The following is a 23,784-nucleotide window of genomic DNA, read 5'->3' as shown; positions in this document are numbered from 1 at the left end:
TTTATGTTTAGTGTTTTTGAATATGTATTAATAGCGGTTTATGTAGCAGTGTTGCTTGTCGTCAGTCGGTGGATTGGGCAACAGGCGTTTTCTTGGATGCCTCCCCAAGCTACAGCAGAAGCACAACGGGTAGATGATTTGTTTAGCTTCTTAGTCTCAATTGGAGCATTTATCTTGCTTGGGCTGATTGGCGTTATGGTGTATGCGATCGCCTTCCATCGCGCTCCTCCAGAAGACTACACTGAGGGACACCCCTCTAGAGGTGATACCAGGCTAGAAATATTGTGGACAGCAACCCCAACTTTATTAGTAGTGTGGATTGCTTTCCAAAGCTTCAATATTTATCAGCAGTTAAATATTTTAGGTCTAAACCAAATCGTGCATTTGCATACACCTCTAGAATCTGCACCTGCCTACGCCGAAACCGTTAGCGATGCCCCCAAACCTGCATCTGAAACTATTGATGTTTTCGTTAAACAGTGGGATTGGTCTTTTCGTTATCCAAATAACGTTACTAGCAATCAACTGCATCTACCGATCAATCGCAGCACTCGCTTAAATCTGCAAGCGCAGGATGTAATCCACGGTTTCTATGTCCCAGAGTTTCGCTTAAAGCAGGATATTATTCCAGGGCGCGACATTGATCTTGTGCTAACACCCATTCGCCCAGGCAAATATCGGCTGAAAGATTCTCAATTTAGCGGTACTTACTTTGCCTTAATGGAAACGGATGTATACGTTGAATCCCTCGATAAATATAATCAGTGGCTCACGCAAACTACTAATAGCGAACAAACTCCAGTAAATCAGGCGGTTGCCGAAAATATCCAACCACCAAAAACATTGTTTAATAGCGGCTGGTACACCGTCACACCTGCTCAACCTGGTATTGCCAATAAAAGGAAGCTAAATAATGACACATGATTTTAGTCAAGATATTACCGGGGATCGAGAATCGAAAAATTCTCAGAACAAAGAGGGTAATACTTGGCGGGAATATTTCAGTTTCAACACCGATCATAAGGTGATTGGAATTCAGTACATGGTGATGACCTTCATTTTCTTCCTGATTGGCGGACTGTTGGCGATGCTAATCCGGGCTGAATTACTCACCCCAGAATCAAATTTGGTCGATCGCCCACTTTATAACGGTTTGTTCACCATGCACGGGACAATCATGATTTTCCTGTGGATTATTCCCTTCAATGCAGGTCTTTCTAACTACTTAGTACCGCTAATGATTGGAGCGCGGGATATGTCTTTTCCCTTGCTCAATGCCATCTCGTTTTGGATTTTACCACCCGCAGGTCTTTTACTACTGTCTAGCTTCTTCCTCCCAAACGGGACTGCACAATCTGGCTGGTGGTCTTATCCGCCAATTAGTCTGCAAATTCCAGGTGGTGAACTGATTAACGGTGAATTTATTTGGATAGTTAGCTTAGTACTAATCGGTATCTCTTCCATCATGGGGGCTGTCAACTTTGTGACAACCATCTTTTGGATGCGCGCCCCAGGGATGACATTTTTTCGGATGCCCGTGTTTGTTTGGTCGGTTCTCAGTGCCCAGTTATTGCAACTGATTAATTTACCTGCCTTAACGGGTGCATTAATCCTGCTTTTGTTTGACCTATCCTTTGGCACACAATTCTTTAAACCAGATGGAAATGGCGACCCCATCATTTACCAACACCTATTTTGGTTTTACTCCCACCCAGCAGTTTATATCATGGCACTACCAGCCTTCGGTATTTTTGCTGAGGTTTTACCTGCATTTTCTCGCAATCCCCTATTTGGTTATCGATCAGTGGCGATCGCCACCTTGGGTATTGCTGCGATCAGCATTTTCGTTTGGGCACATCACATGTTCACCAGTGCCACCCCTGGTTGGATGCGGATGACCTTTATGGCTACCTCAATGTTAGTTGCCATACCCACTGGTATTAAAGCCTTCGCTTGGACTGCCACCATTTGGAGAAGCAAGCTACATCTAGAGACACCAATGCTATTTGCGATGGGAGGTGCAGCCATGTTTATTTTTGGCGGTGTTACGGGTGTAATGCTTGCTGCCACGCCCTTTGATATCCACGTTAATAACACCTACTTTGTTGTGGGACACTTCCATTACATCGTTTTTAACACGATTACAATGGCAATCTTCGCGGCAATTTACTACTGGTTTCCCAAAATCACTGGCAGAATGTACGCTGAGGGTTGGGGCAAATTGCATTTTTGGCTGACCTTTATTCCTGCCAATATTACCTTCTTCGCCATGCACCCATTAGGTTTACAAGGGATGCTACGTCGAGTTTCTTCCTACGATCCGCAATATCAAGGATGGAACGTCATCGCTAGCTTGGCATCATTTTTACTAGGAGCATCCACACTGCCTTTTATTGCTAACATAGTAGGCTCTTGGCTTTACGGGGCGAGGGCAGTTGACAATCCTTGGCACGCTACCGGATTAGAATGGACAACCTCTTCACCACCCCCGCGAGATAACTTTGAAGAGATTCCAACTGTAACCAGACCTCCTTATGACTACGGCAATCCAAAGTACTCAGTAATCGAAAATTCTCACAACAGTGAGTAAAGAGTTAGACAAATTTTAATTACGAATTACGAACTTGTACTGAGCGACTTGTACTGATACCATTTCTTAAAAAATGATATACATGGGCAAACAGAAGAAGCAGAGGAGCAGAGAAAGTGATTTGTATCAAAAATTTCGTGAATTGGTATGAGTTTCGATTACGCGGAAATCGAGCGTTCGCGTAGCGTCTCCGTTAGGAGAAGTCGAGATTCAACTACCGCGTAGTCGAAGCAAGCCGAAGGGAGCCAAAGTATTACGAATTATAAATTATGCAACGTCGCACTCATATAGATGAAAGTCCTATCCGTTTTGATTTGTGGCGGCGACGCTTACCCAATTGGTTACAGCGCTTCCTACCAAGTGGTGGCGGTAGCCATGAAGATCATCATGGTAAAGGAATGTTCGGATTTACCGTGTTCTTGCTGTCAGAAAGCATCATCTTTTTGAGTTTTATCTTTACTTATGTAGCTCTGCGACTGAATACTACTAATTGGCTACCGCCCGGTATTTTGGGGCCGCAATTGTCTACACTTGTGGTTATTAATACGGTAGTATTACTTTCTAGTAGCTTTGTCATTCAACCAGCAGAAAATGCCCTCAAACGTAATCAACTCAATAAATTTCGTTGGCTATGGCTAATAACGATCGCAATGGGGAGTTACTTCTTAGTTGGTCTCCTAATTGAGTGGAAAAATCTCGATTTCAAGATTACTACAGGGTTAGTTGGTTCGACATTTTACTTGCTAACAGGCTTCCACGGTCTACACGTCCTGGCTGGTGTTGTGCTTCAGATAATTATGCTGATTCGCTCATTTATTCCAGGCAATTATAATAAGACTCACTTCGGTACAAGTGCAACAACTTTGTTTTGGCACTTTGTTGATGTAGTTTGGGTCTTTCTTTTCTCACTTCTCTACCTTTGGCGAGCATAAAAAAATTCACAAATCCCAATATTTTAAGGAGTAATGTGATGAATCTATTCTTACAAGAAATACCAGCCTCAGAACGCGCCCCAAAAACAATTCAAGAAACTCCAGCACCAGGTCAAGATCCACTAATTGCACGCGGATTACAAAAAGAGCAATATGCTGGCATTATTGGGCTAGCGATCGCTCTGATTGCTGCTGTGGGATTTTTTAGTCAGAGAGTTGAATATGCTATTGCATTTGCTGTGTTCCTCAGCGCTATTTTGATAGCTTTGTTTTTATTCCTATAGTAAAGCTTTCATTCTCTGATTTAACAACATTTGTGAGGGATTTTATGAACAGCCCAGTTTATCAAACTGTGATTGTCGGCGGTGGTTTTGCAGGGCTATTTACAGCCTTACATTTAGCTCACCAAGATTATCCTCGTTCTGTTATCTTGATTGATAAAAATGAGCGCTTTTGCTTTAAGCCGCTACTATATGAATATTTCGATGGCGAGATGGATACCTTTCAGGTAGTCCCACGTTTTTCGGAACTACTTAAAGGTAGTGGTGTCATTTTTGTGCAAGATACAGTGCAATCCATAGACTTGCATCAACGAGAAGTCAAATTAGTATCGGGAAACTCTTACAATTACAGCAATTTAGTATTAGCCTTGGGCAGTGTTACTGGCTATCATCAAGTTGAAGGTGCTAGAGAAAATGCCTTTCCTTTCTGGACGCAAGCAGATGCGATCGCTCTTGAACGACATTTACGTGACTGTTTGCAAAAAGCCATTCAAACTGAAGATGTAGAACAACGGCGAAAACTATTAACAGTAGTCGTAGTTGGTGGTGGTGCTTCTGGTGTAGAAATGGTAGCAACCTTAGCTGATTTTCTCCCACATTGGTATAGCGCCTTAGGAGGTAATTCTACTGAAATTCGGGTGATTCTTCTCAATCATGGTCAGAAAATTCTTGATGTCGATATTAACGATCCACTACGCCCAATTGCGGAGAAAGAATTACAAAAACGCACTGTACCAGTTGAAATTCTCATGGGAGCAGAAGCCACTGCTATTCACCCTAATACAATTGAATATAAGAGCAATAATCAAGTTAACACACTACCAGCATATACCACAATCTGGACTGCTGGCACTTCTACCCATCCACTGATTAAAGATTTGCCAATTTCTAAAGAACATCGAGATCGTAGCGATCGCCCCTTAGTTACTCCCACGTTGCAATTGCTCGATTTCCCAGAGGTGTTTGTCGGTGGTGATTGTGCAGCAGTTCAGGATAATTCGCTACCGCCTACGGCTCAAGTGGCTTATCAGCAAGGAGCCAATATTGCCCAGAATTTAAAAGCGATCGCTTTAGGAGAAGACCTCAAGCCAGCAAAGGTAAATATACGCGGAACTCTCTTAAAATTGGGATTAAATGATGCTGCTGCTAACCTTTTTAATGTTTTTGAAGTTGCAGGCGAATCTGGGCATTTAATCCGTCAAGGCACTTATTTAACGCTATTGCCAACACCAATTCATGACTTTAAAGCAACAACCGAATGGGTGGATGAAGAGATTTTCCATCACCACCTTGACCCCCACGATGTAAGTAAAAAAGTTGTGCAAACAGTGGAAGTAGTTGGTGCAGGAATTGTAGGTCTTTTAGTTGCCAGAAAATTATTAAAAATGTTGGGAGACGAGGAGAAAAGTAAATAAGGATTGGGGAGTGCTAAAAAGATTTTTCCCTTGACATAATCTCCTTTAACAGAACGTTAATTATAAGTACAGAGGCTGTTGAATATGTCTAGTCAAACCGATGTACAAGTACAAAGAATTAGAGCTATTGGCTTAACAGTGACAAACTGTAATCGCTCTGTTGATTTCTACACACAAGCACTTGCTTTTGAACTCGTTTCTGATATTACTGTTGAAGGACAGGATTACAGCGACTTAGAAGGTGTGACTAAGGCAAAAATTCGCATTATCACTTTGCGATTAGGTGACGAACTTATCGAGTTGATGGAGTATCTTAATATTCAGGGTAAACCCATCCCCAGCGATTCACAAAGTAATGACCGGTGGTTTCAACATCTGGCGATTGTAGTGAGTGATATGGATCGTGCTTATGCTCACTTGCGTTCATTTTCCATTGAACCAATTTCAGTTGCTCCCCAGACAATACCACCTGGTAATCAAGCATCTGGTGGTGTCCGCGCCTTCAAGTTTAAAGACCCTGATGGTCATGATTTAGAGTTAATTTGGTTTCCGCCTGATAAAGGAAAAGATAAATGGCATCAAAACAGCAATCGCTTATTTTTGGGAATTGACCATAGCGCGATCGCGATTTCCAATACCGAGCAGAGTCTACACTTTTACCGCGACCTTCTGGGAATGCAAATTGATAGCCGCAGTCTCAACTGGCGTCCAACCCAATCTCGCTTGGATAATTTGCCAGAAGCCGAAGTCAAAATTACAGCGTTGCGACCTGTTGAAGATGGTATGGGAATTGAACTGTTAGACTATATTGTGCCGGGAAAAGGCCGCTCAATGCCGAGTGACTGGAAAAGTTGCGATATTGCACATATCCAAATTGAGCTTGTTGTAAATAATCTTGAGCAGTTAGTAGATAAGCTACGGCATAACGGCGTTCAGTTTGTATCGTCGCGGATTGTGCAGTTTACAAATAGTGTAAGTCCTTATCGCAAACGTTGTTTAGTTAAAGATCCTGATGGACACGCAATCTTGCTAATTGCGGAATCTTGATGTGGGAAACGGTGGGTCGTTGATTGGCTATTGCTCAGGCTTTGGTAGAAGGTCTAACGATAATTACTGTAGATCAGAAGTTTAAATTTTATGATGTGGCGTTGTTAATAACTGAATCATAAATATGATGATTCACCGTCCAAAAATCGTAGCATCGAGCGAATAAGCACCAGGTCCTAAAACTGCGATCGCAATTAGCATAACACAATACATAAAAGCCTTTTCCCAACTTGGCGGTTCACCTTGTCCTAAAGCACCTTGATACTGTTCTTGAGGAATTAAGTATGGATCTTGGGCTACAAAAGGCTTACTTCCAGTGATATGCAAATATATTGCAAAAATCATTGAGCAGAGAATGGGCAAAGTTGATAAAAATGTGAGGAATCCAATAATCAGAAAAATTCCGCCACCTAACATCGATGCAGCTGATAAAAAGCAAAGAAAGACAGGCGTTTTTAGAGACTCAGCCCACTGTTGAAGATGGGTTATTTTGGGATATCCGTGTAATATAAACAACCAACCAAGGCTAACTCTTAGTAGTAAAAGTGCTAATCCCGGAAATCCGTCAGGATACACAGGAGAAAGTGAACTTAACAACTGTGGACTTAGCTGCGGGAAATTAAATGCAGCTAGGAAAAAAGCGATCGCTACACCCAACCCAAATTGATAAATCATTGCTGTACACCACAAGTATTAAGGTCGATAACATATAACGAATGACCGGCTGTGATAAATAAGCGATCGCGAAGTGTCCCTGAAAGGGAATTTCCTTTTTTACCGCCGAAAGTCAGATTAGCAGATGTCTCCGGTACAAAAATCTTTCCCAAGCGAGTTCCGTCGGAGGCGTATATCTGCACGCTATCTTCAGAACTAGTAAAAACATTGCCATGTTCGTCAACCCGCAGTCCATCCGGTTGTCCTGGCTCAATGACTGCAAATACACGCCCATTTTTTACATAGCCATCGCCCACAACCTCATAAATGCGAATATGATGAGGCCCCCCAGGAATATTAAACGCAGCTGTATCTGAAACATACAGCATGCTTTCGTCTGGACTGAAAGCCAATCCATTCGGGCGCACCATGTCTGTTACTACAGGATAAATCTCACCTGTTGCTGGGTCAAAGCGATAGACGTAACTTCCGGGTTGTTCCTGTTCGCCGCCGTAACCTTGATTTGGTTCGGTAATCCCATAAGGCGGATCGGTGAACCAAATCGTGCCGTCACTTTTGACTACCAAGTCATTTGGACTGTTCAGACGTTTGCCTTGGTAGCGATCAACTAAAACGTTCCATTCACCATCATGTTCGCGTCGGATAATAGCACGCAGACCGGAGGAACACGCAACCAAACGACCTTCTAAATCGCGGTAATTGCCGCTTTGAAAATCAGATGGCGATCGCAAGACACTTACACCATCGGTAGAACTCCAGCGTAACAGGCGGTTGCCGTGAGCGTCACTCCAGACAACGCTATCATCTTCGTGGAAGTAAACAGGCCCCTCACTATGAACGGCACCGTTGGCTAGCTGCTGAAGTGAAGCATCAGGGCATACAATAGCAAGGAGGCGATCGTCATCAATCTCAATGGCTTCAGCCATAGTAATCTCCTGTTATTTAACTTGGTTACTGGCGATAAATGGCAGGTTCAAGTTAATACAAATTTAGTTTTTATAAATATCAAATATGTATGATTTACATCATATATAAACATAAATGAAATTGAAATGAAATCTTAGCCTTTCTTTAGGCACAAATAAAAATTCTGCCATTGGATAGACTCTAAAATTTTAGATTGGTGTTATTCAAACTTACTCATACCAGTTATAGAGCAATACGTTTCGGTTAAAGGGTAAGGGGGGTAAAGGGACTCATGTTTTGAATACATCCTTTCCCCTTTACCCCTTACCCTTTCCCCAGACCACACTCGATTGTGAAAAATGCTTATCCGAACCGTATTGCCACACCTCCCACCCTCCCCACACCCCCCACCCTATGAGTAAGAAATTCGGGTTACTCTACTAAAGCCTGGAATCGCCCCAGAAAATGGGTTTCTCCAGAACGAATCGCACCAGATATCCCAGCTCAACCCCAAATTGAGGTGTTTGTTAGACAAGATTATGTGCTGGGAATTCTAACTTTAGTACTTTTCGTAAAAATTTATGAGCGCAAAAGTTGATGGGGATGTCAGGTTTGCTGGCTACCAAGTTATAGAGCAACTTTATTCAGGTTCGCGTACCCAAGTATACCGAGCAGTACGAGAATGCGATCGCCTACCAGTTGTCATCAAGCTCTTAAAACGAGAATACCCTACCTTCAGCGAACTAGTACAGTTTCGCAACCAATATACCATCGCCAAAAACCTAGATATTCCCGGCATTATCAAACCGTACAGCCTGGAAGCTTATTACAATGGCTATGCCCTAGTCATGGAAGACTTTGGTGGCATTTCCTTGCGGCAATTTACTCAAGGAAAAACACTAACACTAGAGCAATTTCAACCCATAGCTTTGCAACTGCTAGACAGCTTACACCAGTTACATCATCATCGGGTCATTCATAAAGACATTAAACCAGCCAACATTCTGATTCACCCTGACAGCAGACAAATCAAGCTGATTGACTTCAGTATTGCCTCGCTCTTACCACGAGAAACTCAGGAGCTCCAAAGTCTCAACGGACTGGAGGGAACGCTAGCGTATCTGTCGCCAGAGCAAACCGGGCGGATGAACAGAGGCATTGACTACCGCAGCGACTTCTATTCATTAGGTGTGACTTTCTTTGAACTACTGAGTGGACAATTGCCCTTTGAGTCTTATGAACCGATGGAGTTGGTGCATTGCCACATTGCCAAACTTCCACCCTTAGTCTGCGATTTCAACCCGGATTTGCCCTTGATGCTAGGAGAGATTATCCGCAAACTGATGGCAAAGAACGCTGAAGACCGCTATCAGAGTGCGTTGGGACTTAAACATGACCTAGTGACCTGTTTAGAACAGTGGCGAGAAACAGGCAAACATACCTGGTTTGAGTTGGGACAGCGAGATATTAGCGATCGCTTTCTCATCAGAGAAAAACTCTACGGACGGGAATCGGAAGTACAGACCTTACTAGAGGCATTTGGTCATGTTGCCAATGGTGGTTCTCAACTGATGTTGGTGGCAGGTTTCTCTGGCATCGGTAAAACCGCAGTTGTTAATGAAGTCCATAAGCCGATTGTGCGGTGCAATGGCTATTTCATCAAGGGCAAGTACGACCAGTTCAAGCGCAATATTCCTCTGTCTGCTTTTGTCCAAGCCTTTCGTGACCTCATAAGACAATTGCTCAATGAAAGCGATACCCAACTAGAGCAATGGCAGAGTAAGATTTTAGCGGCAGTTGGCGAGAACGGGCAAGTCTTGATTGAGGTGATTCCGGAACTGGAGCAGGTAATCGGCAAACAGGCTGCGATCGCAGAACTATCGGGTAGTGCAGCACAGAACCGCTTCAATCTGCTGTTCCAAAAATTCATTCAAGTCTTCACCACAAGAGAGCATCCATTGGTGATGTTTCTTGATGATTTGCAGTGGGCAGATTCGGCATCGCTTGATTTGCTGAAGCTGTTGATGAGCGAGAGCGATTGCGGTTATCTCTTCATTATTGGTGCGTACCGCGATAACGAGCTGTTTGCAGCTCATCCACTAATGTTAACGCTAAATGAAATTAAAAAGGCATCCTCCTGCATCAACACTCTGACCCTAACTCCCTTAACTCAAGCAGATGTGAACTATTTGATTGCCGACTCACTCAGTTGTGCAAGCGAACAAGCACTGCCGTTGACAGAATTGGTTTATCAAAAAGCCAAAGGCAATCCCTTTTTTACAACTCAGTTTTTGAAAGCTCTACACGAGGATGGGCTGATTAGCTTTGATTGGGAGGCAGGTTTTTGGCAATGTGATGTCACGCAAGTGCGATCGCTGGCTCTCACTGATGATGTGGTGGAATTTATGGCCCAACAGCTTCAGAAATTGCCACCCAGGACTCAAAATATTTTAAAACTGGCAGCCTGTATCGGCAATCAGTTTAATTTGGCGACATTGGCGATCGTTTCTCAACAATCCCAAATCGAAGCGGGTACAAGTTTATGGAAAGCCTTGCAGGAGGGTTTGATTTTACCCCAAAGTGAAGTTTATAAGTTTTGTGTTGGGGAAGAACATCAACCAGTTACCCAAGAAAATTCAGAGATTGTTGCATATAAATTTTTACACGATCGCGTCCAACAAGCTGCCTATTCCCTAATTCCAGAAGCGCAAAAACAGGCAACTCACCTAAAAATTGGGCAACTGCTGCTGAATCATCAGCCAGTCACAGAACAGAATGAAAGCCTGTTTGAGATTGTCAATCAACTCAATATCGGGAAATCTCTGATTATTGAACCAGAAGCGCAAATAGAACTGGCTCGACTCAATTTGAATGCTGGAGAAAAAGCCAAAACTGCAACAGCTTATGCAGCAGCATGGGAATATGCCACTACAGGCATCGCCTTGCTAAACCCGAGCCAAGGGCAGTCTTGCTGGCAAACCCACTACGACCTCACCCTCGCACTGTATAAATTAGTAGCAGAAACTGCATATCTCAACGGCGATTTTCAGCAGATGGAGCAATGGGTAGATATTGTCCTACAACAAGCAAAAACTGCTGTTGACAAGGTAGAAATCTATGCAGTTAAAATCCAAGCTGATATGGCACAACTCAAAAAGCTAGAAGCAGTCAAAGTTGGGTTAGAAGCCTTGAAACTTTTGGGGATAAGCATACCAGAGTCACCCGAACCCTCAGATATTCAGCAAGCACTCACTCAAATCGCCAGCAATTTGGATGGGAAGAATATCGAAGAGCTGATTAATCTACCATTGATGACAGATATCGAACATCTAGCCGCTGCCATGATGTTAACTAGTATTGGTCCTGCTACCTATCAAGCTGCACCGATACTATTTCCATTGGTGATATGTGAACTGGTGAACTTATCAATTAAATATGGTAATTCACCTTGTTCAAGTTATGGTTATGCTTCTTACGGTATCTTTCTCAATGCAATATTTCAAAATATTGAATCCGCTTATAAATTTGGTAAATTAGCTTTAAATTTAGCAGAAAATTTTAATGCTCCGGATATCAAATGCTCGGCATTTTTTGTCATGGGAGTTTGTATAGCTCATGCCAAAGTTCATGTCAGAGAAACATTGCCAATTCTTTGGGATGCTTACCACAGCGGACTTAAAGGCGGCAATTTTGTATTTGCTTCCCATGCTGCCATACATAAATACCAGCACACATATTTAATGGGACAGGAATTAAAAACAGTTGCCCAAGAAATGGCAATCATCAGTGATCTCCTAGTTCAACTCAAGCAAGAAAATGCTTTAAGCTATCATCAAATCTTTCAACAATCAGTCTTGAATTTACTGAATGCCTCAGAACATCCTTGGATTTTACAGGGTGAAGTCTACAACGAAGAAACAGCTTTACCACGGCAGAAGGATACTAATGATAGAACAGGGCTACATCACTTTTATTTCAATAAATTGATTCTTTGCTACTTGTTTGGAGACTATTCACAAGCACGGGAAAATGCTCTGCAAGCAGAACAGTATTTAGATGGAGTGCCAGGTCTTCTCGTCGTACCAGTATCTTACTTCTATGATTCTTTGGTGCACTTAGCACTCTACCCATCTGTGCCAGATTCACAACAAGCACATATTTTAAATCGAGTCACAAACAACCAAGAAAAGATGAAGAACTGGGCAGATTGTGCGCCGATGAATTTCTTGCACAAGTTTTATCTAGTCGAGGCGGAACGACAGCGAGTACAAGGAAATAAAGCTGTGGCAATAGATTTGTACGATCGCGCCATTGCTCTTGCCAAAGAAAACGATTACATCCAAGAAGAAGGATTATCCAACGAACTAGCTGCTAAATTTTACCTTGATTGGGGTAAACAGCGCATAGCTGGGGAATACATGACCCAAGCCTACTACGGCTATGCTCGTTGGGGCGCTAAAGCCAAAGTCGCCGATTTAGAACGGTGCTATCCCCAACTCCTCATCCCCATCCTCCAGCAAACCCGTTCTCCCCTCTCAACTAACGAAACTATCTTTACATTGGAAAGTTTCACCTCCACAAGTTCCGCCACTTCCAGTAGTAGCAGTGTATCTGTGGCTTTAGATTTAGCAGCCATTCTCAAAGCTTCTCAAACCCTTTCTGGGGAAATCGAACTCGAAAAACTGCTTTCAGCTTTGCTTCATATAGTCATTGAAAATGCTGGAGCCGATAAATGTGTATTCATACTTTTGCAGTCAGATAGGTTACTAGTTCAGGCGTTAGCACAGCTTTCCTTAGACGGTGTACAGAATCAGGCTCCCAACGTCAATTTTTACCCGATGTTGCTCAACCCGCAACCTGTTGAAGACTGTGTAGATGTGCCAGTTGGCTTAATTAATAACGTCAAACGCAACTTACAAGCAGCAGTAATTACTGATGCCACAGTGCATCCGCAATTAATCAATGACCCGTATATTCAGCAACAGCAGCCCAAGAGTATCTTGTGTAGCCCAATTTTGTATCAGGGTAAATTGCTGGGGATATTATACTTAGAAAATAATTTGGCAACCGGAGCCTTTACAAGCGATCGCGTTGAATTACTCAGCTTGCTTTGCGCTCAAGCTGCAATTTCCCTGGAGAACGCCCGACTTTATCAAAATTCCCAGAACTATGCTCAACAGTTAACCCAATCTCTAACAAAATTGCAAGCTAGTGAAACCCGCTTCCAAAATTTGGCGAATAATATTCCTGGTATGGTGTACCAATTCCGTCTGGCGCCCGACGGTTCAACTTCAACACCCTATGTTAGCTCTGGCTGTTTGGAATTATATGAGTTAGCGCCAGAGCAGGTAATGGCAGGGACGCATAGCCTTTACAACATGAATCATCCTGACGATCAATCGGCTATTGCCCAAGCGATCGCCTACTCTGCTCAAAATCTCACCCCATTTGAGCAAGAATGGCGCATTATTCTCCCTTCAGGAAATGTCAAATGGATTCAATCTGCTGCTCGGCCAGAGCGACTTGCCGATGGCGCAATCCTATGGGATGGGGTAGTGATTGATATTAGCGATCGCAAAAAAGCTGAACTTGCCTTGCAACAAAAATCACTTGATTTACAACAAGCATTACAAGATTTACAACAAGCGCAATTACAAATTGTGCAAAGTGAAAAAATGTCAGCACTGGGCAACTTAGTTGCTGGTGTGGCTCACGAAATGAATAATCCCCTCGGTTTTATTGCTGCCAGCCTCAAACAAGCTAAACCGACTTTTGCTGATATTGTTGAACATTTAAAACTCTATCAATTAAGCTTGCCCAATGCAAGTGATGAAATTCTTAATCATGCTGAAGAAATCGACTTGAATTATAGCTTAGAAGACTTGCCCAAGATGATTAATTCCATGACTATCGCGTGCGAGCGCCTGAAAAATATCAGCACTAGTTTACGAACTTTCTCCCGTGCCGACAAAGATCACAAAGTGCTATTTAACATCCACGAAGGCATTGACAGTACAATTCTCATTCTCAAACATCGTCTGAAAGCTAATGAACAACGTCCGGAGATTGAAGTTGTCGCCAACTACGGTAACCTACCTCAAGTAGAATGTTTTCCTGGTCAATTAAATCAGGTATTTATGAACATCCTGGCGAATGCCGTTGATGCATTAGATGAATCAAATACAGGTCGGAGTTGTGAGGAAATTAAAGCCAATCCTAACTGCATTACTATTACAACCTCAGTAGAAACTAATCTAGTTAAAATTGCCATTATGGATAATGGGAAGGGGATCAGTGAAGAAGTTAAATCAAAAATATTTGAGCATTTATTTACTACAAAAGCTGTGGGGAAAGGAACTGGTTTGGGGTTAGCGATCGCCCAGCAAATTATAGTGGAAAAACACAACGGTTCGCTCCTTGTGAATTCTACACTCGGCAAGGGAACTGAATTTGTCATTACCTTACCGATTCTGGTTCAAACTAGTACAGCACGGCGGAAATAAGCCACCCCCTTTAAAATGTCTGAAACTCATATCTTGCACCTGGAAATAGTAATGTTAATTCCATGACTAAGTGCTAAGGGTCGAAGCCGTTCAATATCTAGTAGCAATCAAGACAAGACTAAATGAGGTAAAAAAGTAGATAGTGCAAGAAAAGCAGCTTGCCCCCAGTCCAAAGAATCAGGTAAACAGGATGAAAGATACGTCCAATATACTAATAAATAGGCAGTAATGGACCTTGTTTAAATTTCATCTGAATAATCACTGCCAGAACCATACATCCAAGCATCAATCAAACAATGCCAATAATATTGTTGTTCTGTTGATTGATTCTTTATCCATGTTTCTAACATTGGACTTAGGCCAAATAAGGCAGTATAAACACCTAAATTACCATAATGCAGTATCCAATCTAATAAACTTCCTAAACCTACTTGCGGAATTATTTTAATTACTATTCCGGGATGAGATAATCCAGTTTTTAATAGTGTTTGTGTCAGTGCCGAAAACTTAACTACATCTTGTAAAAATGGTTTTAGAACTGGTGTACCCAGCTTTTGCATTTCCTCAAATACCGCTGAGAGTAGTTGGTTAATTTGATCTGGGGAAATTTTCTGATTTACACCAACACTCATCGCCCGTTGAAATAACCAGGTAACAGTCAAACTTGGCTGATATGGTTGCAGCAATGACAGCGCCTTTGCAGATAATTGTTCGCTTGATAGCGCCTCGTAAATGCCAAATGTTAAACGCTTCAGGTGACGCACCATCGCCCCAAAACCACCAAAACTCAAGGGAGATTGACTACCGCTACTATCTCCCACTGGTAGAATGCGATTCCAAGGAGTTTTCAGGGGACTTTGGCGATAGGTGGGAAAGAAACCAAACAGCGCTCGTTGAAATTTCAGCTGAGTTAATTCCACATCCTGATATTCTGGTAAAAGACGCAGATATTCCTCAAAGAAGGCTTCCAAACTTAATCGTTGAGGGTCTGCATCCATATAAGTGAATAAGTAAGTGGTTCTACCGTCTCTAGCTGGAAACGCTTCCCAAAAGTACTGGCATTGATTCTGCAAAGATGTAAATGATAACAACAAATCGCCTGAAGTATTTTCCGGAAAACCTTGGGCGCAAGTTCCTACCACTAAGCAAAGGGCGTCTGGTTTTTTTCCTTGACGTGCTTGTTGAGTGATGGGAGAAAAATGTCCCATTGCGTCGATTAACAACCTAGTTTTGAATTGGTTATTTACCATCACCCCATCAGGATGAACCACTGCTTCAGTAAAAGGTGTGTTTTCTAACAACTTTCCACCAGCAGCAAGAAATCGAGTTTTTAATCTAGCCAGCAAATAAACCGGATCTACGCCGATATTCAAAACATCCTCTACCCAAACTTCTGTACCTTTGTGAAAGCCTACTCGTGCTGGGTTATATTGAGTGGCGATCGCACTTTCTAATTCTTCCTCTGTCAACAAGTTCAATTCCACAAAAACATCCAATTCTTTACGAGAAATATTCCACTCTTGTTCTCTCCCCCGGAGAATTCCCCGTTCCATCAACGCCACCCGCAATCCCTTCACCGCCAAAGCGCAACCAATTAAAATCCCCAAGGTACCACCGCAGATAAGCACATCCCAGTCAGCAACCTTTAGGGGTTGCTGACTTTCTGTAACTAGCGTTGGTATAGGTGCGGTGTTTTCTCTCAGTGATGTTAAAAGGCGATCGCTTTGACCCAATCCTCTTAAAACATCGCCTGGTAGTTGGGAAAGAATCTCTTGAGTTAAAGACATTTTGGAAAAACTGAACTCTACATTCCCAAGCTACCTGAGAATGAAGAAATTAGATATATGTGCTTGGGTGGGCGATTATTTGCACAATAACCAATGTGAATGAGGAGGATAAGCATTTTGTGATGATATTGGCACAGCAGTTAGGCCGGGGACGCTTGTGCAGGGGAGCAGGGGAGCAGAGGAGAGATTTGTACAAGTTCTTTCCCCTCTGCACCTCTGCCCCTCTGCTTGCCACCACGCAAAATTCCCTTGGCAGACTACTAGAGCATCGATTGAGTAATCAAAAACCCCAGCCCCCTTGCCTACGAGCGTTGGGGAAGAGGTTCTTCCAGGATTACTGAATTGGTGTTCTAGCAGCTCGTCGTTACACATCGCCTCTATGATTTGAAATAATGGTGCATAGACCTAGCCCATCGTTGAGATAACTAGCAAAACTATAAATACTTCTGCAACAATAACCCTAACTTTTCCTTCGTCGCCGCTGGTGCTTTATCCAATTGAGTCAAAATTGCATACTTTAAAGCCGAATGCGCCTCACTCGATGGCGGATTTTCACTCAAGCGGCGCACAGTTTCTTGAATCACCTTTTGAGCATTCACCGCATTCCGCAGCAAATTACCAATCACCATCTCCACCGTCACACTGTCATGATCTGGATGCCAACAATCGTAATCTGTCACCAGTGCTAAAGTTGCATAGGCAATTTCCGCTTCCCTGGCCAACTTTGCCTCTGGTAAATTAGTCATGCCAATAATTGTGGCATCCCAACTGCGATAAAGATTGGATTCTGCCTTAGTGGAAAAAGCTGGCCCTTCCATGCAGACATAAGTACCGCTGCGATGGAGAGTAACTTCTGGTAAATTGAGAGAAGCGATCGCATCTGCCAATACACCAGCCAAATTCTGACAAATCGGATCGGCAAAGGCAATGTGAGCAACAATTCCTTCACCGAAAAACGTTGAAATCCGATTTTTTGTTCTGTCAATAAACTGATCTGGCACCACCATATCTAATGGTTTCGCCTCTGCTTTCAAGGAACCAACAGCACTTGCAGAAATTAAATACTCTACACCTAATTGCTTCATCGCATAGATATTGGCGCGAAACGGTAACTCGGAAGGTAAAAGTGTGTGATTGCGGCCATGACGCGCCAAAAAAGCTACTCGTGTACCATCTAATGTCCCTAGAATCAAAGCATCAGATGGTGAACCAAAGGGAGTCTGAATTTGCACTTCTTCTACATCTTTGAGTGCATCCATTTTATACAGGCCACTCCCACCAATGATGCCAATTTTAGCTTGAGCCATGATACCGAACCTTTCCCTTGCTGTTGTGCCAAGTTATTTTACCTAAATCGTGAGTAGCATTGGCAAAATTTTGCGTCCCTCTGCATTTAAAAAGTCATATTTTTAAACGCAGAGGAACGCAGAGTTTTTAGGTGCAGCAGGGAATCTCTGTTTTGGTGAATCAGATCATTTCATCGCTTGGTTCATCGATCATTTCGGGTACTAAGGCGGGGTTACCTCTATGTTCTTGTGGTGATTGCTCCCGAATAACATCATCTATGTTGGGAGGGTGTTTAATTTTGTCAAGTACCTCTGGACTTAATTGTGAGGCATCGCTTTTGCGATTCGTCTTTTCAGCTGGATTAGGAACTGTTTCGTTATTCATAACTATTGCTCTAAAACTTAAACTTATAAGCCCAGCTTAAGTTCTTCTATAGTGAGGTACACACTATCTTGGGACTTAATTTTATGCAGAGTTGGGGAAGAAAAGCGACGCCGAATAGTCCGTCGGAGACATTGCTCTTTGTAAACTAAATAGCTCTACCATAAAAAGCGTAAATATTCAGTACTTTTTGTTTCACAAATTAGGAAATAAGCAGTGTTACCAAAAAAGCCCTCCGCTACGAATGAAACTCAACGTTGGACATTTGCTCAACTTTTTGGACTAGTAAAGCGTAACCCTCTGATGATTTCTCGGTGGGCGATTCGCTGGGTAATTGTGGGGACTGCTGGTGGTCTTTTTGCAGCGTTGTACTGGAATGTTCTAGAATTTTTAACTCACAGACTGCAACGATTTGAAGGTTTTAGCCTCCTGATAGTAATGCCACTTTGCGGTTTATTTATCGGGTTGGTGATTCATTTTTTGGGAGATCCCGGTGAAATCGCCGTGATTGTTGATAATATCCATTTTCGTGGCGGACGCCTAGATGTTCGCAAAAATCCCTCAATGATTCTTGCTTCTCTAATTAGCATATCAGCGGGCGGTAGTGCTGGGCCAGAAGCCCCACTGGTACAGGTAACAGGTTCTTTTGGTACGTGGGTTGGCGATCGCTTAAAACTTCAAGGTGAAGACCTCAGAACTATGAGTTTAGCAGCGATGGCGGCTGGTTTTACAGCTTTGTTTGGCGCACCTCTTGGGGGTGCAATGTTCGCCCTGGAGATTTTGCATCACGAGCATATTGTGGAATATTACGAAGCCTTAATGCCAGCCATTGTTTCCAGTTGCGCTAGTTATCTAGTGTTTGCTGCAATTACCCACTTGGGAATTGCCCCCACTTGGCATTTTCCCCAGTATCACCTGGAAAATATCGATGATTTTGCGATCGCGATCGTCTTTGGAATTATTGGAGCGATGGCGGGATGGATTTTTATGGGTATTTTTCGCGGCTGTGATGCCTTTTGGCAAGCGGTTTCTCGTTTACACCTCTTTGCTCGAATTCCTAGCCCTATTTATGTACGCACAACACTAGCAGGATTCGGACTTGGCATTTTAGCAGTTTTATTGCCTCTGACGCGTTATTTTGGACATGAAGAGTTAGATTCAGTTCTCACTACTAGCTTTGGTGCTATTTTTCTCTTAACTCTAGCTCTTGGAAAAATGGCTGCCATTAGCATGACGGTAACAGGTGGGTGGCGTGGTGGATTCATCATTCCCCTGTTTTTCACTGGCGCTTGCATTGGTAAAGCAGTCGCAATCTTAATCCCAGGACTGAATCCAGCTCTGGCGATGATTTGTACGATGGCGGCTCTTAATGCAGCAGTAACCCGCACACCGATTAGTACAACTTTGCTATTGTCAAAATTAACTAACTTAAATCCCTTGACGCCAATCCTTTTTGCTAGTTTAATTGGATTTTTTCTTGCTCCCAAAGTTCCCTTGATTGCATCTCAACTCAAGTCCCACAGCGAAACTCATGAATTAAACAGCCAAAACAGCCATTGAGTTTGCTATCCAGGCAAGACAAGGCAATATATGCTAAAATTGTATCAAATTATAGCAATTATTCAAGAGCAATTTAGAATAATTTTGCGCCTTGTTGAGTAAACAAGCTAAAATCTACGATTTTTGGAGATTTTTAGGTTATGACAACCTCACAGGATAGGATTATCCCGATAGACTTGCGAACCGAAATGTCGCAGTCTTATCTGGAATACGCCATGAGCGTGATAGTGGGTCGGGCGTTGCCAGATGCCAGGGATGGTCTAAAACCTGTGCATCGTCGCATTCTCTATGCAATGCACGAGCTAGGTCTGCTTCACGATCGCCCTTTTAAGAAATGCGCCCGTGTAGTGGGTGAAGTATTGGGTAAATATCACCCCCACGGTGACACGGCTGTATATGATGCCTTGGTGCGGATGGCGCAGGATTTTTCCATGCGATCGCCCCTAGTTAACGGACATGGTAACTTCGGTTCGGTAGACAACGATCCCCCAGCCGCCATGCGGTACACCGAATGTCGGTTACAAGCTTTAACTAGTGCTGGTTTACTCCACGACATCGAGTATGAAACCGTAGACTTTGCTGATAACTTCGACGGTTCCCAGCAAGAACCCACAGTTTTACCAGCACGGATTCCGCAGTTACTACTTAACGGTTCCTCTGGAATTGCCGTGGGCATGGCCACCAACATTCCGCCTCACAACTTGGGCGAATTGATCGATGCTTTGGTGGCTGTAATCCACAATCCCGAAATCACCGACCTGGAATTAATGCAGTATGTCCACGGTCCAGACTTTCCAACTGGGGCGCAGATTTTAGGAACATCTGCCATTCGAGAAGCTTATACTACCGGGCGTGGTTCCATCACCATGCGTGGTGTCGCCAACATTGAAACCGTTGAACAACGGGGACGCCCAGATAGAGAAGCAATTATCATCACCGAATTGCCCTATCAAACCAACAAAGCGGCGCTAATTGAAAAAATCGCCGAAATGGTCAACGAGAAGCGTCTGGAGGGCATCGCAGATATCCGGGATGAAAGCGATCGCGACGGGATGCGAGTTGTCATCGAACTCAAGCGTGATGCTTATCCCCGCGTTGTCCTGAACAATCTCTACAAGCAAACACCACTGCAAGCCAACTTCGGCGCCAATATGCTGGCGTTGGTAAATAGCGAACCCCAAGTACTCACCCTCAAGCAGTTCTTAACTGTCTTCCTGGATTTCCGCATCGAATCCATTGTCAGACGCACCCGCTACGAACTGCGGAAAGCTGAGGAACGCGACCATCTCCTTCAAGGGTTATTAATAGCTCTATCTCATTTAGATCCAATTATTGTCTTAATTCGTCATGCTCCCGATGCACCCACAGCCAAAGGCGAATTAATCACAACTTACGGACTCTCAGAAGTGCAAGCAGATGCCATTTTGCAAATGCAATTGCGCCGCTTGACTGCTTTAGAAGCAGATAAAATTCGTCTGGAACACGAAGAATTACAAGCGAAGATTACCGACTTGCAAGATATTTTGGCACGTCGGGAGAGAGTGCTAGAAATCATTGAAACTGAAGTCGGGCAACTCAAAACTAACTTTGCCACACCCCGCCGCACGGTGATTTTACCAGGGGAAGGGGAATTAGACGATCGCGACCTCATTGCCAATGAAAAAGCGATAATTCTGGTGACAGAGCAAGGCTACATCAAAAGGATGCCAGTTAACACTTTTGAAGCCCAAAGCCGTGCTACCAGAGGCAAAGCCGCGGCCAAGGTGAAAGATGATGATACTATTGAGCATTTCTTAACTTGCTGCGATCATGACAGTATTTTATTCTTTAGCGAGCGTGGTGTTGTTTATTGCCTGAGAGCTTATCAAATTCCAGCGAGTTCGCGTACCAGTCGCGGCACACCAATCGTCCAGATGTTACCGATTCCCAAAGAGGAAAAAATCACTTCCATTGTGCCGGTTGACGAGTTTAGCAACGAAGAATACTTGGTTATGCTCACCAAAGGCGGCAATATTAAGAAAACCGAATTGGCAGCCTTTAGCCACATTCGTGCCAATGGTTTGATTGCTATTTCCTTAGAAGAAGGCGACCAACTCCGCTGGGTGCGACGCGCCAGAGTCGAAGACAGTGTAATCATTGGTTCTCGTAACGGTATGGCGATTAACTTCCGGTGCAACCACGAACAACTGCGTCCTTTAAGTAGGGCGACTCGTGGAGTCAAAGCTATGAAACTCAAAAATAAAGATGAGCTGGTGGGTATGGATATTCTCCCCGCAGCAATTCTGGAAACTTTGGATGTTACAGAAGCAGAAACAGAAGATATCGAAACAATCGAAACAGAAGATATCGAAATTACCGAAATTACTGAAGAGTCCGCAGAAGTGCCTAGCAGTGGCGTAGTTGGGCCTTGGGTGTTGGTAATTACAATGGGTGGATATGGTAAGCGTGTACCAGTTGCCCAATTCCGGCTACAAAACCGTGCTGGTCAGGGTTTAATGGCAACCAAGTTCAAAAACCGCAAAACCAAAGATAAGTTGGCAACCCTCCGCATTGTGAACAACGATGACGATGAAATTATGATGGTGACAAATCGTGGTATTATCATCCGTCAAGCAGTGAATGCGATTTCTATCCAATCGCGATCGGCAACTGGGGTAAGAGTACAGCGCTTAGATGAAGACGACGCGATTACCGGAGTAGCAATAGTTCCACCTGATAGTGTTGATGCAGAAGAAGCTGAGTAAAAAGCAGGGAGAGAGGTTAAATTCCTCACTCCCTTACTTGATTGCCTTAGCCAGCGGCATTTTAATGGGGCTAACCGTCGCCCCTGTCGGCGCATGGTTTCTAGCTTGGATTGCTCTAGTTCCCCTCTGGGTACTAGTTGTTGGTTATGCCAAAGAGAAAAACCAATCTCCCCCTGCTCCCTTGCTCCCTGGCCTTCTCTGGGGTATCGCTTATCATGGTATCGCCCTATCCTGGATTACCGGAATTCATCCGATGACTTGGTTGGGCGTTCCCTGGTTTCCGAGTTTGCTAATTACCCTTTTTTGTTGGGGATTTATCAGCGTCTTGGGAGGAATATTTGTCACTATTTGGGCGGCTGTAATGGTTCGCGTAGCCAAACAAAAACCGTGGTTACGTGTATTAATTGGCATATCTGTCTGGTGCGGCTTAGAGAGTTTATGGAGTGCAGGTCCTCTGTGGTGGAGTTCTCTGGCTTACACACAGAGTCCGCATAATCTTGTAATTGTACACTTAGGTCAACTGTCTGGACCTAATACTGTGACAGCTGCAATAGTTGCTGTTAATGGGTTAATTGCTGAAGCATGGACTAACCGCCAAGACACAGAGGAATTTCTCTCTGGATCTCTGCGGTTCGTTAATAAATACTTAGCTACCGCCACCGGACTATTAATTACTTTACACCTAATTGGTTTTATCTTATACAGCCGTCCCATCGCCCAACCACCAGAAGCAGCCTTAAAAATCGGCATTGTTCAAGGTAATATTCCTAACCGACTTTTGCGGAGTTCCGAAGGGTTTCGTCGCGCCGAAGAAAACTACACCAAGGGATATATAACTTTAGCAAATCAAGGTGTAGATGGAGTCCTGACCGCAGAAGGAGCCTTACCTGTTTTCCAGCGTAACTTAATTGAAACAGCCTTAGTCGCAGCTGTGAAAGAAAAAGGTGTAGTTGCTTGGATTGGCGCTTTTGGCGAACGAGGAAGCAGCTATACAATTAGCTTATTTACTTTTAATAGTAAAGGTGAAATTGTCAGTCGCTACGATAAAGCAAAGCTAGTACCTCTAGGAGAATATATACCCTTTGAAGGAATTTTAGGTGGAATAGTTCAGCGCTTGTCGCCTTTGGATGCACACCAAGTTCCCGGTTCAGCCAATCAGGTATTTGACACTCCTTTTGGTAGAGCGATCGCTAGTATATGTTATGAATCAGCTTTTCCTGAACAATTTCGCCGTCAAGCTGCCGTAGGTGGCCAATTTATTCTCAGTTCTTCTAACGATGCTCATTACACTGCGTCCATGCCATTCCAGCACCATGCACAGGATATCATGCGCGCAATTGAAACCGATAGATGGTCAGCACGGGCAACTAATACTGGATATTCAGCCTTTGTAGATCCTCATGGCAGAACCTTATGGATCTCTGGATATAATACCTACGAAACTCATGCTGAAACAATTTATCGCCGACAGACAAAAACTTTATATGTGCGTTGGGGTGATTGGTTGACACCGTTGTTGTTGATATCCTCTGGAGGATTTTGGCTATTTATGAGAAAAGTGGCGTTGCATAATAAAAAGATGAATTAGGGTTTACTTTTTTAATCCTTCTTCAGAAATTTGCCATTTTAAAATTGATGTTATAGATTAGTGCTGAAGTTTTAATCAAACATCTAAT

The 23,784-nt window shown here is 43.4% G+C and carries 15 protein-coding genes; 10 read left to right on the top strand and 5 right to left on the bottom strand.

What is annotated here, in order from left to right:
- Positions 1-3 precede the first annotated feature (3 nt).
- The 6 genes from ACFG4S_RS15130 (at position 4) to ACFG4S_RS15105 (ending at position 6,265) form a co-directional block, all read left to right on the top strand.
- Complete coding sequence (locus tag ACFG4S_RS15130) at positions 4-924, top strand: cytochrome c oxidase subunit II (protein ID WP_392535566.1); 921 nt, start codon at positions 4-6, stop codon at positions 922-924.
- Complete coding sequence (locus tag ACFG4S_RS15125) at positions 914-2,590, top strand: cbb3-type cytochrome c oxidase subunit I (RefSeq protein ID WP_392535565.1); 1,677 nt, start codon at positions 914-916, stop codon at positions 2,588-2,590. Before ACFG4S_RS15130 ends, ACFG4S_RS15125 begins: the two co-directional genes overlap by 11 nt.
- Before the next feature lie 269 nt (positions 2,591-2,859).
- Positions 2,860-3,522 (top strand): heme-copper oxidase subunit III, encoded by a 663-nt coding sequence (locus ACFG4S_RS15120; protein ID WP_392535564.1) that lies wholly within the window; start codon positions 2,860-2,862, stop codon positions 3,520-3,522.
- A 38-nt stretch (positions 3,523-3,560) separates the two neighbouring features.
- Positions 3,561-3,806, top strand: a complete 246-nt coding sequence (locus ACFG4S_RS15115) for a hypothetical protein (protein WP_392535563.1) — start codon at positions 3,561-3,563, stop codon at positions 3,804-3,806.
- A 44-nt stretch (positions 3,807-3,850) separates the two neighbouring features.
- On the top strand, positions 3,851-5,218 hold the full coding sequence (locus ACFG4S_RS15110) for an NAD(P)/FAD-dependent oxidoreductase (protein ID WP_392535562.1): 1,368 nt from the start codon (positions 3,851-3,853) through the stop codon (positions 5,216-5,218).
- 84 nt (positions 5,219-5,302) lie between these two features.
- Complete coding sequence (locus tag ACFG4S_RS15105; RefSeq protein ID WP_392535561.1) at positions 5,303-6,265, top strand: VOC family protein; 963 nt, start codon at positions 5,303-5,305, stop codon at positions 6,263-6,265.
- Positions 6,266-6,397: 132 nt separating this feature from the next.
- Here the strand turns inward: ACFG4S_RS15105 and ACFG4S_RS15100 are convergent, their stop codons facing one another.
- Positions 6,398-6,940, bottom strand: coding sequence for a DoxX family protein (locus ACFG4S_RS15100; protein ID WP_392535560.1), 543 nt, complete (start codon positions 6,938-6,940; stop codon positions 6,398-6,400).
- On the bottom strand, positions 6,937-7,866 hold the full coding sequence (locus ACFG4S_RS15095) for an SMP-30/gluconolactonase/LRE family protein (RefSeq protein ID WP_392535559.1): 930 nt from the start codon (positions 7,864-7,866) through the stop codon (positions 6,937-6,939). The genes ACFG4S_RS15100 and ACFG4S_RS15095 overlap by 4 nt, the downstream gene beginning before the upstream one ends.
- A gap of 561 nt (positions 7,867-8,427) precedes the next feature.
- On the opposite strand from ACFG4S_RS15095, the gene ACFG4S_RS15090 reads away from it, so the two are divergent.
- Complete coding sequence (locus ACFG4S_RS15090; protein ID WP_392535558.1) at positions 8,428-14,349, top strand: AAA family ATPase; 5,922 nt, start codon at positions 8,428-8,430, stop codon at positions 14,347-14,349.
- Positions 14,350-14,588: 239 nt separating this feature from the next.
- Here ACFG4S_RS15090 and ACFG4S_RS15085 read toward each other — a convergent pair whose 3' ends face one another.
- The 3 genes from ACFG4S_RS15085 to ACFG4S_RS15075 all read right to left on the bottom strand — a co-directional run bounded on the left by ACFG4S_RS15085 (position 14,589) and on the right by ACFG4S_RS15075 (position 17,807).
- Positions 14,589-16,136, bottom strand: coding sequence for an FAD-binding oxidoreductase (locus ACFG4S_RS15085; protein WP_392535557.1), 1,548 nt, complete (start codon positions 16,134-16,136; stop codon positions 14,589-14,591).
- Positions 16,137-16,570: 434 nt separating this feature from the next.
- Positions 16,571-17,443, bottom strand: coding sequence for an S-methyl-5'-thioadenosine phosphorylase (locus ACFG4S_RS15080; RefSeq protein WP_392535556.1), 873 nt, complete (start codon positions 17,441-17,443; stop codon positions 16,571-16,573).
- 160 nt (positions 17,444-17,603) lie between these two features.
- Positions 17,604-17,807: a hypothetical protein gene (locus ACFG4S_RS15075; RefSeq protein WP_392535555.1), complete on the bottom strand. Its 204-nt coding sequence runs from the start codon at positions 17,805-17,807 to the stop codon at positions 17,604-17,606.
- A gap of 213 nt (positions 17,808-18,020) precedes the next feature.
- On the opposite strand from ACFG4S_RS15075, the gene ACFG4S_RS15070 reads away from it, so the two are divergent.
- From ACFG4S_RS15070 to lnt, 3 genes are all read left to right on the top strand, one after another.
- Complete coding sequence (locus tag ACFG4S_RS15070; RefSeq protein WP_392535554.1) at positions 18,021-19,364, top strand: chloride channel protein; 1,344 nt, start codon at positions 18,021-18,023, stop codon at positions 19,362-19,364.
- A gap of 140 nt (positions 19,365-19,504) precedes the next feature.
- Complete coding sequence (gyrA, locus tag ACFG4S_RS15065) at positions 19,505-22,108, top strand: DNA topoisomerase (ATP-hydrolyzing) subunit A (protein WP_392535553.1); 2,604 nt, start codon at positions 19,505-19,507, stop codon at positions 22,106-22,108.
- Positions 22,089-23,696, top strand: coding sequence for an apolipoprotein N-acyltransferase (lnt, locus tag ACFG4S_RS15060; protein ID WP_392535552.1), 1,608 nt, complete (start codon positions 22,089-22,091; stop codon positions 23,694-23,696). The genes gyrA and lnt overlap by 20 nt, the downstream gene beginning before the upstream one ends.
- The last annotated feature ends 88 nt before the right edge of the window (positions 23,697-23,784 follow it).

The organism is Nostoc sp. C117 (assembly GCF_043099735.1).
In the GTDB taxonomy this organism is placed as follows: domain Bacteria; phylum Cyanobacteriota; class Cyanobacteriia; order Cyanobacteriales; family Nostocaceae; genus Nostoc.
This window is presented reverse-complemented; position numbering and strand designations above follow the sequence as displayed.

Bases quoted from the DNA above. Each gene is read 5' to 3' on its own strand.
- ACFG4S_RS15130 (WP_392535566.1), top strand. From the start codon at position 4: ATGTTTAGTGTTTTTGAATATGTATTAATAGCGGTTTATGTAGCAGTG.
- ACFG4S_RS15125 (WP_392535565.1), top strand. From the start codon at position 914: ATGACACATGATTTTAGTCAAGATATTACCGGGGATCGAGAATCGAAA.
- ACFG4S_RS15120 (WP_392535564.1), top strand. From the start codon at position 2,860: ATGCAACGTCGCACTCATATAGATGAAAGTCCTATCCGTTTTGATTTG.
- ACFG4S_RS15115 (WP_392535563.1), top strand. From the start codon at position 3,561: ATGAATCTATTCTTACAAGAAATACCAGCCTCAGAACGCGCCCCAAAA.
- ACFG4S_RS15110 (WP_392535562.1), top strand. From the start codon at position 3,851: ATGAACAGCCCAGTTTATCAAACTGTGATTGTCGGCGGTGGTTTTGCA.
- ACFG4S_RS15105 (WP_392535561.1), top strand. From the start codon at position 5,303: ATGTCTAGTCAAACCGATGTACAAGTACAAAGAATTAGAGCTATTGGC.
- ACFG4S_RS15100 (WP_392535560.1), bottom strand. From the start codon at position 6,940: ATGATTTATCAATTTGGGTTGGGTGTAGCGATCGCTTTTTTCCTAGCT.
- ACFG4S_RS15095 (WP_392535559.1), bottom strand. From the start codon at position 7,866: ATGGCTGAAGCCATTGAGATTGATGACGATCGCCTCCTTGCTATTGTA.
- ACFG4S_RS15090 (WP_392535558.1), top strand. From the start codon at position 8,428: ATGAGCGCAAAAGTTGATGGGGATGTCAGGTTTGCTGGCTACCAAGTT.
- ACFG4S_RS15085 (WP_392535557.1), bottom strand. From the start codon at position 16,136: ATGTCTTTAACTCAAGAGATTCTTTCCCAACTACCAGGCGATGTTTTA.
- ACFG4S_RS15080 (WP_392535556.1), bottom strand. From the start codon at position 17,443: ATGGCTCAAGCTAAAATTGGCATCATTGGTGGGAGTGGCCTGTATAAA.
- ACFG4S_RS15075 (WP_392535555.1), bottom strand. From the start codon at position 17,807: ATGAATAACGAAACAGTTCCTAATCCAGCTGAAAAGACGAATCGCAAA.
- gyrA (WP_392535553.1), top strand. From the start codon at position 19,505: ATGACAACCTCACAGGATAGGATTATCCCGATAGACTTGCGAACCGAA.
- lnt (WP_392535552.1), top strand. From the start codon at position 22,089: ATGCAGAAGAAGCTGAGTAAAAAGCAGGGAGAGAGGTTAAATTCCTCA.